This window comes from Shimia gijangensis (assembly GCF_900142085.1).
GTDB lineage: Bacteria > Pseudomonadota > Alphaproteobacteria > Rhodobacterales > Rhodobacteraceae > Shimia > Shimia gijangensis.
The window spans coordinates 1-15264 of sequence record NZ_FQZQ01000020.1 but is presented as its reverse complement, the minus strand read 5'-3'; the positions used below and the strand labels follow the sequence as shown (position 1 = coordinate 15264).

Genomic DNA, 15264 nt, shown 5'->3' with positions numbered 1-15264 from the left:
TTGGAGGTATTCACAGGATTGGGGATAGCGCTCTAGTCTGATTCCAATCAACAGCACCCTGGGATGCTAGGTTCAGATTATGATCGACGTAAAACATGTGACAAAGCGCTTTGGTGAAGGCCAGACAGCCGTAACAGCGCTGGGCGACATTTCTCTGGCCATTCCCGAGGGCAGTTTTTTCACGCTTCTGGGGCCGTCGGGATGCGGCAAGACAACCTTGTTGCGCTTGATTGCGGGGTTTGAACTGCCCACTGAAGGTGAGATCGCCTTGGATGGTGACTCGATTGGACATCTCGCGCCGAACAATCGGCCCGTCAACACGGTGTTTCAGAGCTATGCCCTGTTCCCCCATATGAGCGTGGCGCGCAATGTGGGTTTCGGCCTCGAGATGCTGAAGCGGCCCAAGGCAGAAATCGAAGCCACAATTCATGAAATGCTGGAGCTCGTACAGCTGGGGGAGTTCGCGTCGCGCCGGGTCGACCAATTGTCCGGCGGGCAACAGCAAAGGGTCGCATTGGCGCGGGCGCTGGCACCGCGCCCCAAGGTTCTGCTGCTGGACGAGCCGCTTTCGGCGCTTGATCTCAAGCTGCGCAAGGGCATGCAAAGTGAACTGAAGCGGTTGCAGAACGAAACCGGGATCACCTTTGTCTTTGTCACCCACGATCAGGGCGAAGCGCTGGCCATGTCGGACCAGATCGCGGTGATGTCCGCAGGCGCGGTGCGCCAGGTTGGTACGCCAGAAGAGATTTACACCGCACCTCAAAGCCGCTTTGTGGCGGACTTTATTGGCGACACAAACATTGTGAACGCGACGCTGCTGGGATTTGACGGGGACAAAGCCAAAATTCGTTTTGGCGAGGGCACACCACTCACGGTTCAAACTGCCAGTACCTCGCTCACACCCGGCGCGGTGCACGTGGCCCTGCGCCCTGAAACCATTGATGTTGTCGATGAAGGGTCAGACCGTGCCTTGTTACGGGGCGCCGTTGTGGACAGCACTTATTTCGGCGCGGGTTCACAAATGCTGGTGCGTCTGGATGATGGCGTTGACGTACATGTTCAGGTCGCAACCTCACGTGCTATCGGTGCGCGGGTCGGTCTCGAGTGTGACACCTCTATGCTGCATGTGCTGGAAGACTGATGAGCAGCGCCACGCATATTCCCCCTACGGACGCGGCAACCTCTTTGCACGCAGCTCAGGCCGCGCGCGCCCGGCAAGTGCGCAGAACGCGGCTGTTTTTGCTGGCGCCGGCGCTTGGGATCATCGGTATCTTTGGCCTGTTTCCCCTAAGCATCGCGCTGGTTTACTCGCTCTTAGAGCCGGGAACCTATGGTGGGGTCGAATGGGTGTTTTCGTTTGATGCCTATGTCCAGTTCCTGTTCGAACGCGATATTTTTGATGACACGCTGGCATTCAACAGCGCCTATCTGCAAATCTTTGGCCGTTCATTCGGGCTGGCGATCACAACCATGATCGGCACCCTGATGCTGGGCTTTCCGGTGGCCTACTTCATCGCTGCGCGCCCACCAGAGCAACGCAACTTCTGGCTCTTTGCGATCACGTTACCGTTCTGGACCAACCTGTTGATCCGCACCTATTCGATGCTGCTGATCGTACGCGACGAAGGCTTTGTGAACCTGATGCTCATGAAGATTGGCATCATCAGTGAACCGCTTGAGATGCTCTACACCGATGGCGCCGTTCTGGCCGGTCTGATCTATAGCTACCTGCCATTCATGATCCTGCCGATCTATGCCTCGCTTGAAAAATTCGACTTTTCCCTGCTTGAGGCCGGACATGATCTCTATGCCTCGCGCACACAGGTGTTCCGCCACATCATCGTCCCGATTACCCGACCGGGTATCATTGCCGGATGTGTATTGGTGCTGATCCCGGCTTTGGGCGCATACATCACGCCCGAATTGCTGGGTGGCGGCAAGAAGCTGATGATCGGCAACCTGATTGCCTTGCAGTTTGGCTCAGGCCGCAACTGGCCTTTTGGCGCGGCGGCGGCGTTGATTCTGATGGCGGTCGTGTTGATCGCGCTGCTGGTCAGTTTGCGGGCGGGCGCGCCAAAGGAAGGTGGTCATGGCTAAATTTATGTCTCTTTTCCGCCGCTCAACGGGGTCACGCGAACTGCGCCGTCAACCCTTGTTTACGGGCATGTCCTGGCTGGTTCTGGTGTTTCTCTATGCTCCGATCGCTGTGCTGGTCGTGTTCTCGTTCAACGACAACCGGTCTGTTGTGCGCTGGACTGAATTTTCATTGCGCTGGTATGCAGCGGCTTTGGAAAATGATGACATTCGCCGCTCGGCGATGATCTCAATCCAGGTTGCGTTCACGGCCACCGTTTTTTCCACCGTCATTGCGACGATGGCAGCATTGGCCACCACGCGGGGCGGGGTCTACCGTGGGCGTGCGGCGGCCATTGCCCTGATCAACCAACCCCTGATGATCCCCGAGATCGTCACGGCGATTGCCACGCTGGCGTTCTTTTCGATCCTGCGTCAGTTGACCGGCGTGACAGGGATTGGCTGGCTGATCCTGGCCCACACCGTGTTCTGTGTGCCCTTTGCCTATATGCCGATCCGCGCCCGCCTGTCGGATATGTCTGTCACCTATGAGGCTGCGGCGGCCGATCTCTATGCGTCACCCTGGCAGGCATTCCGCCATGTGACTTTGCCGCTCTTGATGCCCGGCGTCATGGCCGGGGCCATGCTGGCCTTTGTGGTTTCGCTGGATGACGTGATCATCACATTGCTGGTTGCGGGGCCGGGTGAAACAACCCTGCCGATATATATTCTCGGTCAGATCCGTCGCGGCGTGACACCCGAAGTCAATGCGGTCTCGACCATACTGATTGGCCTGACCGTCGCCATGGTCACTTTGACCTTCTTTCTTCAACGCAAACAAAAATAACCAGAAGCCCGCATCAGCGCGGGACGCCAAAACACTCAACGGAGGACTAAAATGAAACTGTCTCTACTCAAAAGTGCCGCTGTCTCGGCTCTGGCGCTCAGCGCCGTGGCTGCACATGCAGAAGGCAAACTCAACATCTACAACTGGGGCAACTACACCAACCCCGAGATGATTGAAAAGTTTGAAGCCCAGCATGGCATCGAAGTGACCCTGGATGGCTATGACAGCAATGAAACCATGCTGGCCAAGGTGAAAGAAGGCAACACCGGCTATGATGTCGTTGTGCCCGGTGACTACATGATCGCGATCATGGTCGGCGAAGGCCTTCTGGCCGAGATCAACGCCCATGAAATGGACAATTTCAAGAATATGGACCCCAACTGGGTCGATGTTTACTGGGATCCGGGCCGCAAGTATTCGGTGCCTTACCAGTGGGGCACCACCAGCTTTACCGTCGACAGCGATATCTACAGCGGTGACGTCAACACGCTCGGCCTGATCTTTGATGCACCAGAAGAGCTCAAAGGCCGCATCAACATGCTCAATGACATGAATGATGTGATCAACGCCGGCCTGCGGTATCTCGGGTATCCGCGCTGCAACTCGAACCCAGACCAGATGAAAGAGTTGCTGGCGCTTTTGACCGACGCCAAGGCTGATTGGCGCACGATGGATTATGCGGTCATCGAAAAGCTGACATCCAAGGATGTAGACCTGTCGCAAAGCTGGAATGGTGCCGCAATGCGTGCGCGCACTGACCGTCCGTCTCTGAAATACGCCTATCCGAAAGAAGGCTTCACCGGCTGGATGGACAATGTCGCTGTTTTGGCCGATGCGCCAAACATGGAGAACGCCAAACTGTTCGTGAACTTCATGATGGATCCGGAAAACGCGGCGATGACATCCAACTTTGCGCGTTACGCAAACGGTATTCTTGGGTCCGACGCATTCATGGATGCAGAAATGCTGAGTGCGCCTGAGATCGTGATGCCAGCAGATGCCCCGGTTCCGGATTTTGTCAAACCATGCGATCAGGACGTTGTTGATCTGTACAACAAGGTTTGGACTCGCCTGAAGCAATAAGGCCAGCCCGCCTCTTGTGACGGTCCATTACCGGACCGTCACTTTCCCTGAATTCTCCACCCTGACCGCGCCTTGTTTTGAGGCGCCCTGCGGGAGCATGCAAGATGCACAAAAACAAACCCGGCACCTGGCCCAAGACGGCGCGTGAGATCGGCATTATGCAGGGTTTCCCGCCCCCTCCGGAAAAACGCCCATCGCTCGACAACTGGGATCTGGCGCCGTTTAACCGCTGGTCATTTCAGAACATGCGCAGCCTGTTTCCAACTGTGGATGTGGCTGCGGGCAACAGCGTCCGGGAATTGCCGAACGCCCCCGAAAACCTGTCCGATATTTCGTTCACCTCTTTTGACAACCGCCACCTGTCGATTTCAGACTGGCTGGCCGAAAGTTATACCGACGGTTTTCTGGTGCTCAAGGCGGGGCAGATTGTTGCTGAAACCTATGCCAATGACTTCACACCCTCTGCCGCGCATCTTGGGCAATCTGTGTCGAAATCGCTCGTCGGAACACTTGCCGGGATTCTGCACGGCGAAGGCTTGCTTGATCTCGCTGCACCGCTTTCTGACATTGTTCCAGAGCTGTCGGCCTGTGGTTATGCGGCGTGCACGGTGGATCAGGCGCTTGATATGCAATCCGGTGTACGCTTTACCGAAGACTATGGTCTGCCGGGCAGTGATATGACACGGGTTGATGTCGCCTCGGGCTGGCGCCCGCTGCGCAAGGGCGAGATTAAGCCGACAATCCGCGACGTTATCCTGACGCTGCCCCAAGAGTGGCCGCATGGACAGAAATTCTCCTACCGCTCAATCGAAACCGATGTCATCGCCTGGGTGCTGGAACGCGTAAGTGGTCAGGACCTGGCCACGCTTTTGTCCAGTCGGATCTGGCAAAAGATTGGCGCGCAACACTCCGGATTCTTTACCGTCGATGATGCGGGCACCGCGCTGGCGGACGGCGGGTACAACGCCACGCTGCGGGATTATGGCCGCTTTGCGCTGATGGTCGCAAACGGCGGGCGCGTCGGCGATGAACAGGTTGTTCCGCAAGCCTGGATTGACGGAATTTGCGGCGGAGCAGATCCGTCAAAACATGGCGATCCCTATGATCTGTTGTCGCCAAGTGGCGCCTATCGCAGATTCTGGTGGGTGCATGCGCCGGACAAAGGCGTGTTCATGGCGCGCGGCGTGTTTGGACAATTGACCTTCATTGATATGAGTGCAGATGTGGTGGTGGTGAAAGTGTCGAGCTGGCCTGACTACTTGATCCAATCCTATAGCCACGACGCCGTACGTGCCTGCGAGGCAATCATCCGCGCTATCCGGTAACGCCACATCGCCCACCTAAGGTTGGTAATTCAGGCCAACGCGCTTATGGGTCGTTGCTTAGCAGGTGGTGTGAGAGTCCTTTGCCGGAAATTACTCGTTGTGTATCTCTATCCGCCACCACTCCGGAGGACTGTCACGAAAGGAATGCGCTACTGGGATGAGTGCCTTGTCGTCTGCATTGTCAAAGCCGCCTAACAACAATGCGACAACTGGCCCATCGTCTATTGCACCCACTGTGCTGCCGCAATTCGCGCAGAATGCCCGGCTGGAAATCTCTGACGACCGATAAGTCGCGGGTTTACCATTAGGTCCGGTCCAGACCACTGCTTCCTTGGAAAACTCGATCCAAACTGTTGTTAGCGCACCGCTATGACGCTGGCACATTTTGCAAGAGCAAGAATGAGGATTGAGTGCAGGGGCCTTTGCTTCAAACCGGATAGCACCACAGAGGCAGCCACCTTCGTAAACCGTTTTGCTCGGCATTCAGTTAATCCTCGTACCACGAATACGTAATCGATTATAAAAACTGGGTTAGAGGTTGTCACCATTTGTCCAGGATTAGGCAAGTGACGTGAACAAGCAAAACTCGACACCGAAGGAAGACTGGGATGCAGAAATTGATCAATACATCTGCCCCGGGGGTCACGAGCTCAAACAGTTCCGCCGGAAGTACTCCGATTCGAACCGGGGCCCGACCGGCAAGGGCACAGCCCGCTGTTGCGCCTTGAAGGACGTCTGCCAAGCCTGTCCGTCCAAGCGGAAATGCTGCCCCAACGCTGATGCGCACAAGATTACCCGCGAAGAGCGCGAAGATGCGCGACAGGTCGCCAGGGATCTGGTCAAAACCTCCGCAAACTGACCAAGGTATTCCTTGCACCGCAGCAAACGCACAATGCCTGACAAGAAAGGCGCTTGTGCTCAATTTGGAACGCTACTTTCTGCGCGAGCAACAGGCTGTTTTTCCACAGAAGCGGCGGGTAGCGGTCGTTCGCTGCACAGCTACACCAAAGTCTGCTTTGTAGAATCCTAAGAAGGCGTCGGGGCTATTGTCCTAATCAAACACATCCAAGGGGCGGTCTTCGAGCATCGTCTCCATTGAAAAGAACCCGGTCACAGTCTCCAACTCAATCCCGGTTGTCAGGCGTTTATAGACCTTGTCATAGCCGGACATGCCGCGCGTCACGACCTTGAGCATGTAATCCCAGTCGCCGCCAATCCGGTGCATTTCGATCACTTGGGGGATGTTGCGGACATGAGAGCGAAAGGCCTCGATCCATTCGTCGGAATGACTGCGTGTGCGCACCATCACAAAGACCGTCAGATCCAAGCCAAGTTTTGACGCGCTGACCCGGCGGTGCGAGCCCAGCATGACACCGTCTTCTTCCAACCGTTTCAGACGTCGCCAGAGGGCGTTTTGCGACAGGCCCACCTGTTCGGCCAGCTCGCGTTGAGACAGGGACCCGTCCCGTTGTGCGACATCCAGAATGCGACGGTCAATTTGATCTATTTTTTCAATCATATTCGATCACATGACACAAAATTTGTGAATTCTCAATCAAATTAGGCCAAGGAATCCCAGTAATACCAGCATATCTTAATCAAACTACCACTCATGCGAACAGGTGTCCTATGTCGATCTCTCTTTCTCCTCTGGCCCGCTTTGAACAAGACTTGCGCGCCCTGCCCGATCCGGTGCAGGCGTTGAAGGATGGGCAGATCGGCAAGGACACCACCTTTGCCACGCCGTTTGGCACACAAAAGCTGATCTATGCGGACTACATCGCCTCGGGTCGGCCATTGCGGCAGGTCGAAGAGTTCGTGATGACCGAGGTGCTGCCGTTTTATGCCAACAGCCACACGGTCGACAGCTTTTGCGGGGCGGCCATGACCGGCATGCGCGCAGAAGCACGTGACGTGATTGCCCGCAAATGCGGTGGTAATACGGACGACCATGCAGTGATTTTTTCGGGCTCTGGGGCCACGTCTGCGCTGAACCAACTGGTACACCTTTTGGGATTGCGCGATGCGATTGAACGCGGCGAGAAGGCCTTTGTCATCATGGGCCCTTACGAGCACCACTCCAACATCCTGCCGTGGCGCGAAAGCGGTGCGGAAGTGATTGAGATTGACGAGGCCCCTAAAGGTGGACCCGATCTGGAACAATTGGATGCAGAACTTGCACGTTGCGCGGCGCAAGGGCTGACGATTGCAGCATTTTCTGCTGCATCCAACGTCACAGGTATTTGCACAGACGTCGCCACGGTGACCCGTCTGGCAAAGGCGCGCGGCGCGGCCATAGTTTGGGATTACGCAGGCGGTGGCCCCTATCTGCCGATCGACATGACCCTGCCCTGTGGCGCGGCGATCGATGCCGTGGCCCTGTCGCCTCATAAATTCATTGGCGGCCCCGGTGGCAGCGGTGTTCTGTTGGTGCGCCGCGATGCAGTGCGGGTCAAAACGCCAAGCCGCCCCGGTGGCGGCACGGTCGCCTTCGTGAATGGCAAGCGCCATGACTATGTCGACTGCATCGAACAACGAGAAGAGGGCGGAACGCCCAACGTAATTGGCGATATCCGCGCGGCACTGGCGCTGATCGTCAAAGATGTGCTCGGGCAAGAGTTTATCTCTGCCCGCAATGCCGGGAACGCAAGGGTTGCGTTCAACGTTTGGGGAGACGTTCCCGGTATTGAAATTCTGGCCGCCGACAAACAGGACCGCCTGCCGTTCCTGTCGTTTGTGCCACGTGACAGTGACGGCAACCGGATCGATTACCGTGTTTTCACCCAAGCCCTGTCAGATCGCTATGGCATTCAGGCGCGGGGGGGATGCTCCTGTGCGGGACCATATGTGCATCGCCTTATGGATATTGACGACGCCTGGTCCGAGGAAATCCGCGCCGATATCCTGTCGGGAAGCACCAAAAGCAAACCGGGTTTTGTACGGCTGAACCTGAGTTACCTGATGGATGACGCGACAATTGCGTTCATTCTGGATGCTGTAACCGAACTGGTCTCAACTGAGACCGCCAAGGCGGCGTAAACGGCACAATAGGAATCGGTGCGTTCCACTCTCAAGGCTGGTAAGATGCCTCTATATCTCATTTCGCAACGTGAGATGCGCAAATCTGGGGGTTTTGAGGCCATGAAGCAAGTACCAAAAGAGACAACCGACGAAGACCTGATCAAACAGTTTCTGGACAATGGTGGCAGCGTCAAAGTTGGCAAGACCAAACCGATGCCGCACGCCTTGGGGATCAGCAAAAACCAATGGAACGCCAAGCTGACCAAGGAAGAAAAAGACGCCATAAACGGCAAGTAAATCGCACCGCTTTTAGAGCGTGGTTTTGCGATACTTAAAGGCGCCTGAACCGCGGGCCACGACCTCGCCGGTTTCATCGACAATTGTGGCCTCGCCAAAGAAGCTCGAAGCGCCGCCGCCGACTTTGCGCCCCTCGGCGATCAAAAGGTGACCCTTGGGACGGCTGAGGAAATTGGTGGTGAGTGACAGGGTCAGCGCCAGACGCTTGTGATCCGGATCGCCTGTGTAGCTGCCTGCATATCCCATCACTGTATCCAGCAACGTGGCATAGACCCCGCCGTGCGGCAGGCCAGCGCGATTGGTCAGGTAATGTTCAATCGGCAATTCCAGACGCGCATGATCCCGCCCCCAGTGGGTCAGGTGAAACCCAAGGTGTTTTTGCAAAGCATAGGGGCTTTCATCGAGGCGGGGATCAAGTGGGGTCATTTCCATAAGGTGTTTGTAGCGACCTCAGATGGCGAAGGGAAACCCCATTATCGCCGTAATGCGGTCTTGAGGGTCTCGCTGAGGATCGTGTGGATTTGGACGCAAACGGGAATTGCTATACACTGATGTCCAGTAAAAGCGCGCAACAGACAAGGTGAGACATGACACGTTATAGCAAGGCCCTGCCGCAGCTGGGGGGCGATCTATTTCTGGTCTATCTGGGAATGGAAACCGATCTGATTTTCTCGCAGGGCGTCGATCTGCCGGGGTTCGCGTCTTATCCGCTACTGGAAACCAAAGAAGGACGGGCCCATCTGCGCAGATACTTTCACGACATGATTGATCTGGGGCGGGCCAAAGGCGCCGGTGTTATTCTGGAAAGCCCGACATGGGTGGCCAATCGAGATCGGGCGGCGGGCATTGGGTATGCACCAGAGACTCTGCGGGCACGCAATATTGAGGCGATTGAGTTGATGGCGTCAGTGCGTGAAGAATGCCCCGACTTGCCAACGGTCCTAAGCGCCAGCATCGGGCCACGGACAGACGCCTATGCGCCATCAGACATCATGGCCGCTGATGAGGCAGAACGCTATCATTCCGAACAGATTGAGGTCCTTGCCAGCACCAGCACAGATATGATTGGGGCCTACACACTGGCCTATCCCGAGGAAGCCATTGGCATGGTGCGCGCGGCGCAGACGTTTGATCTGCCGATTGCGGTTTCTTTTACGGTTGAAACTGACGGGTGCTTGCCAACCGGAGCCAGCCTGAGGGATGCGATCGAGGCCACGGATCAGGCCACAGACGGGTATGCGTCCTATTTCCTGGTGAATTGCGCCCATCCCGACCATTTTACGGGCATTCTAACTCAGGAAAGCTGGATGCGTCGCCTGAAGGGGGTCGTGGCCAATGCGTCACGTTGCAGTCACGCAGAACTGGACGAGGCCGAAGAGCTGGATGCAGGCAACCCACTGGAGCTTGGTCGTCAACTTGCGGAAATTTACACCCACCATCCGAACATCACTATTCTTGGCGGGTGTTGTGGCACCGACATGCGCCACATGCGCGCGATCGCTCAGGCGGTGCGCACCCCCTAAATCGCGGTCAGCCCGCCGTCCAGCGCGATCGCCTGACCAGTCATAAAGGAGTTCTCCGGCGCACAGGCCCAGAGCATCGCCTGCACGATCTCTTCGGGTTGGGCGACGCGACCCATAGGAATGCGCGAGGCGATGTGGCCAAGCGCCTGTTCACGGCTTAGCCCCGCACGTGTGGAGACCTGTTCGGCCATCTCTTCGACCATCGGCGTCACGGTAAAGGCCGGGCAGATTGCGTTCACCCGGATGTTTTTGCGGGCGTATTCATCCGCTGCGGCCTTGGTCAGGCCAACCACCGCGTGTTTGGCCGCCGCATAAGCCGACAGTTGCGACGCCCCGGTCAAACCCGCAGCAGAAGACACATTCAGAATGACGCCCTGGCCTGCTTTGAGCATATGCGGCAGTTGTTGCTGCATGCACAGGAACACGCCGCGCGCATTTACGGCATAGTTCTGGTCAAACTGTTCGACCGGCAAAAGATGCAAGGGCGCCAGATCATGGCCTATTCCGGCATTGTTGACACCGACATTGATGGTGCCAAAGGCAGAGACCGCATTGGCGACATGAGCAGCAACCTGCGCCTCTTGTGAGACATCCACCACGTCCGCCACAACCTCGGTTCCGGATGCGCGCAAAGCGTCGGCGACCGCGCGTAGCGCATCGCCGGAAACGTCTGACAACGCGAGCTTGGCGCCTTCATCGCGAAAGCGTTCCGCCGCCATCTTGCCAAACCCGGATGCGGCCCCGGTGATCATAACCACCTGATCCTGATAGCGTTTATCCATGTTTTGAGGCCTCCAGGCCGGCATTTGCAAACAGCGGTACATAGGTGCCCATCTTGGCCGCGCGTTCGGGATCAGACGCATTGCCATCCAGCCCGCGTTTTTTCACGCCTTGGATGATTGCCGCCATGCGGAAGAAACAAAAGGCGAGGTAAAAGCCAAACTTGTCGATCCCCGGCAGGCCCATACGTTCACAATATTTGCCGATAAATTCCTGATCCGACGGGATGCCAAGGCTGGCGCGATCCACGCCTTTCAGGCCCCGCCCAGAACCGCCGGGCGGCATTTGCCACTGCATTATGACCCCCGCAAGATCGGCATAAGGGTGGCCGATGGTCGACAGCTCCCAGTCCAGTACGGCCACGCAATCGGTCCCGTCTGCCGCAAACAACAGATTGTCCAACCGATAGTCGCCATGCACCAAGGTGCGCTTGCCATCGTCGGCAGGCATGTTGGCCGCCAGCCAGTCGATGAGCGCATCCATGGCAGGCACGGTTTCAGTCTCGGAGGCGCGATATTGTTTGGTCCAGCGCCCGACCTGACGTTCAAAATAGTTGCCCTCGGGCCCATAGTCGGACAAGCCCACCGTAGCAATGTCGACCGAATGGATCGCCGCGAGCACCTTGTTCATCTGGTTAAACACGGCTGCGCGGTCGTGCTTTGACAAACCGTCAAGCCGCGGGTCATCAAAGTTGCGCCCATCCACACGTTGCATGACGTAAAACATTGATCCGATCACATCATCGTCGTCGCACAGCACATGCATCCGGGCGACAGGCACATCCGTGTCGGCCAATGCCTTTTGTACACGAAACTCGCGGTCGACGGCATGGGCGGATTTCAACAACACCCCCGGCGGTTTGCGGCGCAACACATATCGCCCCGATGGCGAGGTCAGCGCAAAGGTCGGGTTCGACTGACCACCTGCAAATTTCTCGGCCTCAAGGGGCCCTTCAAAACCCGGCATATTGCGGGCCAGCCAGGCGGCGACCGCCTCTGTATCAAGTTTGGAAGCGTCCATTCTGTCCTCCCCAAAAACACGCAGTTTTCACTATTTCCAAAATACTCCCGCCGGAGGCATCCGACCGCGCCAATCACACATGCGCTTCAGGAGTAGGTTAGCATTTCTTGTTCGTTTTCGGCCGTGATATGCGGCGTCTCATTAAATCCGTTCAGCCACGTGCCATTTCGCGAGATCACCAACCGCGCCACGGCACAGTTTTTGACCTGCAATTGCAGTGCGATCATCTGATCCGCAGGCCCCCCAGTAATCTCGGCCACGGTCCGGCCAATGGCGCCTCCGGACGACACCGCCAATGCGGTACTCACACCGCTGGCCGCAATTTGGTCGCGGGCATCGCGCACGCGCGCGGAAAAGTCGGCAAACTGTTCTGGTGGGGTATCAATCTCGTCACGTTGCCACATCAGCATCGTATCACGCAGGGTGCGAAAATGCGCGCGGCGGTCGTCGTGCATGCCTTTCGGTGCCCCGCCATCCGCAAAGCGGGCGTTCAGCAAGCCGGTGAAATCAAACTCATTCAGCCCCGGCAGGATTTCAGGCTCGGCGTCCGGCCCCATACCAGCGGCCATGCCTTCCCACGTCTGACGATGGCGTTTCATTGCTCCGATGAACACCTTGTCGGGCCGCACGCCCTGACGCTTCAATGCCACGCCCAGCGCGATTGACTGGCGATGGCCAAGATCGGACAGGTTGTCATAATCCGCGGCGCCAAATGACGCCTGGGCATGACGCACCAGATGCATCATCTGGCTCATGTCATGCGGTCTTTCAAACGCGCAAAGGCCGCGTGGTATTCACGTTCAATACGCGACACCACCTCTGCGGCAGGGACCACGTCTTTGACAGCGCCGATCCCCTGCCCCGATCCCCAGATGGTTTTCCAAGCCTTTGGTTTTTCGCGTTTGTCACCAAAGCTCATGGTCGACACGTCGCCCTCGGGCAGGTTGTCGGGGTCCATACCTGCGTTCTCAACCGACCCTTTGAGGTAGTTCCCGGATACACCAGTAAACAACGAAGAATAGACGATATCTTCGGCCCCGGAGGACACGATCATGTCCTTGTATCCCTGATCGGCATTGGCCTCTTCAGTGGCAATGAAGGGCGAGCCGATATAACCAAGGTCGGCCCCCATCGCCAAAGCTGCCAACAGAGAATTCCCAGTGGCAATTGACCCCGAGAGTAACAATGGCCCGTCAAACCATTCGCGAATTTCAGAGATCAGCGCCAAGGGCGATTGCGGGCCCGCGTGCCCTCCGGCCCCGGCGGCCACGGCGATCAGACCATCTGCGCCTTTTTCAATCGCCTTTTTCGCAAAGCGATTGTTGATGATGTCGTGCAGCGCGATGCCACCACAGCTGTGTGCGGCGTCATTCACCTCGACCCGCGCCCCCAATGAGGTGATCCAGATCGGCACCTCATGTTTGGCACAAATCTCAAGATCGCGATCCAGCCGTGTGTTAGAACGATGCACGATCTGGTTAACCGCATAGGGGGCTGCCGGGGAGTCCGGGTTGGCCTGATTGTGGCGATCCAGTTCCTCTGTGATTTCCTTGAGCCATGCCTCAAGCAGCGGTGCTTCACCTTCGCTTTCACGTGCGTTCAACGCCGGAAAGCTACCAATCACCCCGGCCTTGCATTGCGCAATGACCAGCGCAGGCACCGAAATGATGAACAAAGGCGAGGCAACTGCGGGGATTCGAAGCCCTTGAAGGGCTTTGGGCAAATGGCTGTCACCGGGCATGCGTGTCTCCTGTTACGATACATACCCGACGGTATGTATTTATGCGCACAAGGCAAGAGGGGATGCAAAGGACATTGCGTCACTTGGCGTGTCTTTGTAGGCCCGGAGAAGTGTTTCGGCTCAACGTCTGCTTTGCGGACTTTCCCGACTTTCGCCGCAAGAGCTCAATCGGCGCTGCATCAGCGAAGGTGACCTGAAAGAAGGGCGGAGAGCGGACTTTCTCCGCGGGCGCGAGAGGGACATGACAGCCTTTCACATCGCCAAAGCGGTGTTTTGGCCGGCCCCTGGCCAAAAATCTCGGCGCCCCTCAACGGGCAAATTTTTCACTGGTTTTCTGCAAAAGCAGAGTTTTTCAACACAACGGGCGGAAAGTCGACTTTCGCCGCGCGAGGTACCAATATTCGTTAAGCAGATAAAGCAATCAGTTACTCAAAACCGATAGGTTGCCCCAATCATTGGCCCAGACTGATCAAGCTTAAAAGCAGAGCCACCTATATCGTGATCAACAGAGATATGCCGGTATCCGAAACGCAAGGACCAGCGTTCGCTAATATTGTAGTCGGCGGTCAAAAGAACCTGCCAAGTTTCGCTGTCACTGCTGAACCCACCGTAATCGGCAAAAACAGTCCCAGACCATTTATCAGAAATTTCAAATTGCGCGCGCACACCAACCACAGGGTCTACCCAGCTATCGTTCGCACTGGAAGTTCTTCCAGGTAAAAGACCGGATACTAAATCTAGTTCAGAACTTGTGTCGAACCATCGAAGACCTGCAGCAACATCAAGTTTAACGGTTGGAGCTTGGTAGGCGCTGTATAGAACATAGCCATTGAAAAACTGCGTCTTCATTGTTGTGTTCAGGCCAGAGTATGCGAGACCGGGCGTATTGTTTGAAAACTCAAGGTCAGTCAGCATAAAATCTCCCAAAAGCCCCCAACGTCCGTTGTTTGCCTCAAAGGCCCCCATAAAGGCCATATCCAAATTTTCAAGAGCGTCGCTGAAACTCAATGTGGCTTCTATCCCACCAGATGCGATGTTAGTTTCAGGCATGAATAGATACATAGTTGCCGCAAAATTCCAATTACTCTCTTGTGCCACCACAGAGGATGCTGAAACAGCCAATGCCGCCGAAAATGTGAGGTGTTTCAAAAAGAGCTTCATGGATGTCTCCAATGGAAAGTTAGTAGGTGTTAGCTCAATGCTAAAATGATCCGCTAATCCAGAAAAGGGGGTTGTTGTGCTTTGTTGATTTTAGCGCGGGATTGTGGTTTCCGCCAGACAACTCACCGACTTAGAAAAAATGCCAACTTTAGTCCTTTTATCGACGCTACGATTACGAGTTAGAATCGAACCAGATGTTCGCCGAGATTGCCGTCAATGTCGGCTAAGAGCCGACCTTACTCGCGCGAATTTGCTGCGGTTGCGAAATGCCGCAACTGCTCGCTCGGCAAAATGGGCTGATTTTGTTGAAAAACTCTTTCTTTCTCGCACTTTGACGTGTGCAATCGCTTTGATTTATTGGGCTGTCCGAGGTTGGGTTAGCCTCTTATCCAA

The 15264-nt window shown here is 56.2% G+C and carries 16 protein-coding genes and 1 pseudogene; 9 read left to right on the top strand and 8 right to left on the bottom strand.

The annotated features are described in order from the left end of the window. Nucleotides 1–79 precede the first annotated feature (79 nt). The 5 genes from BUC32_RS15635 to BUC32_RS15615 all read left to right on the top strand — a co-directional run bounded on the left by BUC32_RS15635 (nt 80) and on the right by BUC32_RS15615 (nt 5328). Complete coding sequence (locus tag BUC32_RS15635; RefSeq protein ID WP_073254964.1) at nt 80–1141, top strand: ABC transporter ATP-binding protein; 1062 nt, start codon at nt 80–82, stop codon at nt 1139–1141. Further along, entirely contained in the window at nt 1141–2097 is a 957-nt protein-coding gene (locus tag BUC32_RS15630; protein WP_073254962.1) for an ABC transporter permease, read from the top strand. The genes BUC32_RS15635 and BUC32_RS15630 overlap by 1 nt, the downstream gene beginning before the upstream one ends. Next, on the top strand, nt 2090–2920 hold the full coding sequence (locus BUC32_RS15625; RefSeq protein ID WP_083599354.1) for an ABC transporter permease: 831 nt from the start codon (nt 2090–2092) through the stop codon (nt 2918–2920). The genes BUC32_RS15630 and BUC32_RS15625 overlap by 8 nt, the downstream gene beginning before the upstream one ends. A gap of 51 nt (nt 2921–2971) precedes the next feature. Beyond that, nucleotides 2972–4003, top strand: a complete 1032-nt coding sequence (locus tag BUC32_RS15620) for an extracellular solute-binding protein (protein ID WP_073254959.1) — start codon at nt 2972–2974, stop codon at nt 4001–4003. A 104-nt stretch (nt 4004–4107) separates the two neighbouring features. Further along, complete coding sequence (locus tag BUC32_RS15615) at nt 4108–5328, top strand: serine hydrolase domain-containing protein (RefSeq protein ID WP_083599353.1); 1221 nt, start codon at nt 4108–4110, stop codon at nt 5326–5328. 90 nt (nt 5329–5418) lie between these two features. Here BUC32_RS15615 and BUC32_RS21235 read toward each other — a convergent pair whose 3' ends face one another. After that, a complete protein-coding gene (locus BUC32_RS21235) occupies nt 5419–5811 on the bottom strand; it encodes a GFA family protein (RefSeq protein WP_073254956.1) in 393 nt (130 codons plus the stop codon). Nucleotides 5812–5929: 118 nt separating this feature from the next. Here BUC32_RS21235 and BUC32_RS15605 point away from each other — a divergent pair. Further along, nucleotides 5930–6175, top strand: a pseudogene (locus BUC32_RS15605) (IS5/IS1182 family transposase); the annotation flags it as partial. Nucleotides 6176–6379: 204 nt separating this feature from the next. Here the strand turns inward: BUC32_RS15605 and BUC32_RS15600 are convergent. Further along, nucleotides 6380–6847 carry an Lrp/AsnC family transcriptional regulator gene (locus BUC32_RS15600; protein ID WP_073254953.1) on the bottom strand — a complete coding sequence of 156 codons (468 nt, stop codon included), beginning with the start codon at nt 6845–6847 and terminating at the stop codon, nt 6380–6382. Between the two features lie 110 nt (nt 6848–6957). Here BUC32_RS15600 and BUC32_RS15595 point away from each other — a divergent pair, with 110 nt between their 5' ends. Both BUC32_RS15595 and BUC32_RS20685 read left to right on the top strand, forming a co-directional pair. After that, nucleotides 6958–8367, top strand: a complete 1410-nt coding sequence (locus BUC32_RS15595) for an aminotransferase class V-fold PLP-dependent enzyme (protein ID WP_073254950.1) — start codon at nt 6958–6960, stop codon at nt 8365–8367. Nucleotides 8368–8469: 102 nt separating this feature from the next. After that, the gene (locus tag BUC32_RS20685) at nt 8470–8646 is read left to right on the top strand and encodes a hypothetical protein (RefSeq protein WP_175556952.1); all 177 of its coding nucleotides are present in this window, start codon (nt 8470–8472) and stop codon (nt 8644–8646) included. A 12-nt stretch (nt 8647–8658) separates the two neighbouring features. On the opposite strand, the gene BUC32_RS15585 is transcribed toward BUC32_RS20685, so the two are convergent. Then, nucleotides 8659–9078 carry a PaaI family thioesterase gene (locus tag BUC32_RS15585; protein WP_322788022.1) on the bottom strand — a complete coding sequence of 140 codons (420 nt, stop codon included), beginning with the start codon at nt 9076–9078 and terminating at the stop codon, nt 8659–8661. Nucleotides 9079–9233: 155 nt separating this feature from the next. Between BUC32_RS15585 and BUC32_RS15580 the strand changes: the two genes are divergently transcribed. After that, nucleotides 9234–10169: a homocysteine S-methyltransferase family protein gene (locus BUC32_RS15580; protein ID WP_073254945.1), complete on the top strand. Its 936-nt coding sequence runs from the start codon at nt 9234–9236 to the stop codon at nt 10167–10169. On the opposite strand, the gene BUC32_RS15575 is transcribed toward BUC32_RS15580, so the two are convergent. The 5 genes from BUC32_RS15575 to BUC32_RS15555 all read right to left on the bottom strand — a co-directional run bounded on the left by BUC32_RS15575 (nt 10166) and on the right by BUC32_RS15555 (nt 14871). Then, complete coding sequence (locus tag BUC32_RS15575) at nt 10166–10951, bottom strand: SDR family NAD(P)-dependent oxidoreductase (protein WP_073254942.1); 786 nt, start codon at nt 10949–10951, stop codon at nt 10166–10168. The two genes, BUC32_RS15580 and BUC32_RS15575, sit on opposite strands and share 4 nt — an antisense overlap. Then, on the bottom strand, nt 10944–11969 hold the full coding sequence (locus BUC32_RS15570; protein ID WP_073254939.1) for a phosphotransferase family protein: 1026 nt from the start codon (nt 11967–11969) through the stop codon (nt 10944–10946). The genes BUC32_RS15575 and BUC32_RS15570 overlap by 8 nt, the downstream gene beginning before the upstream one ends. A gap of 86 nt (nt 11970–12055) precedes the next feature. Beyond that, on the bottom strand, nt 12056–12724 hold the full coding sequence (locus BUC32_RS15565; protein ID WP_073254936.1) for a histidine phosphatase family protein: 669 nt from the start codon (nt 12722–12724) through the stop codon (nt 12056–12058). After that, nucleotides 12721–13710 carry an NAD(P)H-dependent flavin oxidoreductase gene (locus BUC32_RS15560; RefSeq protein ID WP_073254933.1) on the bottom strand — a complete coding sequence of 330 codons (990 nt, stop codon included), beginning with the start codon at nt 13708–13710 and terminating at the stop codon, nt 12721–12723. The genes BUC32_RS15565 and BUC32_RS15560 overlap by 4 nt, the downstream gene beginning before the upstream one ends. A 429-nt stretch (nt 13711–14139) precedes the next feature. Beyond that, nucleotides 14140–14871 (bottom strand): hypothetical protein, encoded by a 732-nt coding sequence (locus BUC32_RS15555; protein ID WP_073254930.1) that lies wholly within the window; start codon nt 14869–14871, stop codon nt 14140–14142. Between the last annotated feature and the right edge of the window lie 393 nt (nt 14872–15264).

What these genes read in the sequence shown, in the direction of transcription:
- BUC32_RS15635 (WP_073254964.1), top strand. Translation starts at nt 80, where the DNA reads ATGATCGACGTAAAACATGTGACAAAGCGCTTTGGTGAAGGCCAGACA.
- BUC32_RS15630 (WP_073254962.1), top strand. Translation starts at nt 1,141, where the DNA reads ATGAGCAGCGCCACGCATATTCCCCCTACGGACGCGGCAACCTCTTTG.
- BUC32_RS15625 (WP_083599354.1), top strand. Translation starts at nt 2,090, where the DNA reads ATGGCTAAATTTATGTCTCTTTTCCGCCGCTCAACGGGGTCACGCGAA.
- BUC32_RS15620 (WP_073254959.1), top strand. Translation starts at nt 2,972, where the DNA reads ATGAAACTGTCTCTACTCAAAAGTGCCGCTGTCTCGGCTCTGGCGCTC.
- BUC32_RS15615 (WP_083599353.1), top strand. Translation starts at nt 4,108, where the DNA reads ATGCACAAAAACAAACCCGGCACCTGGCCCAAGACGGCGCGTGAGATC.
- BUC32_RS21235 (WP_073254956.1), bottom strand. Translation starts at nt 5,811, where the DNA reads ATGCCGAGCAAAACGGTTTACGAAGGTGGCTGCCTCTGTGGTGCTATC.
- BUC32_RS15600 (WP_073254953.1), bottom strand. Translation starts at nt 6,847, where the DNA reads ATGATTGAAAAAATAGATCAAATTGACCGTCGCATTCTGGATGTCGCA.
- BUC32_RS15595 (WP_073254950.1), top strand. Translation starts at nt 6,958, where the DNA reads ATGTCGATCTCTCTTTCTCCTCTGGCCCGCTTTGAACAAGACTTGCGC.
- BUC32_RS20685 (WP_175556952.1), top strand. Translation starts at nt 8,470, where the DNA reads ATGAAGCAAGTACCAAAAGAGACAACCGACGAAGACCTGATCAAACAG.
- BUC32_RS15585 (WP_322788022.1), bottom strand. Translation starts at nt 9,078, where the DNA reads ATGGAAATGACCCCACTTGATCCCCGCCTCGATGAAAGCCCCTATGCT.
- BUC32_RS15580 (WP_073254945.1), top strand. Translation starts at nt 9,234, where the DNA reads ATGACACGTTATAGCAAGGCCCTGCCGCAGCTGGGGGGCGATCTATTT.
- BUC32_RS15575 (WP_073254942.1), bottom strand. Translation starts at nt 10,951, where the DNA reads ATGGATAAACGCTATCAGGATCAGGTGGTTATGATCACCGGGGCCGCA.
- BUC32_RS15570 (WP_073254939.1), bottom strand. Translation starts at nt 11,969, where the DNA reads ATGGACGCTTCCAAACTTGATACAGAGGCGGTCGCCGCCTGGCTGGCC.
- BUC32_RS15565 (WP_073254936.1), bottom strand. Translation starts at nt 12,724, where the DNA reads ATGAGCCAGATGATGCATCTGGTGCGTCATGCCCAGGCGTCATTTGGC.
- BUC32_RS15560 (WP_073254933.1), bottom strand. Translation starts at nt 13,710, where the DNA reads ATGCCCGGTGACAGCCATTTGCCCAAAGCCCTTCAAGGGCTTCGAATC.
- BUC32_RS15555 (WP_073254930.1), bottom strand. Translation starts at nt 14,871, where the DNA reads ATGAAGCTCTTTTTGAAACACCTCACATTTTCGGCGGCATTGGCTGTT.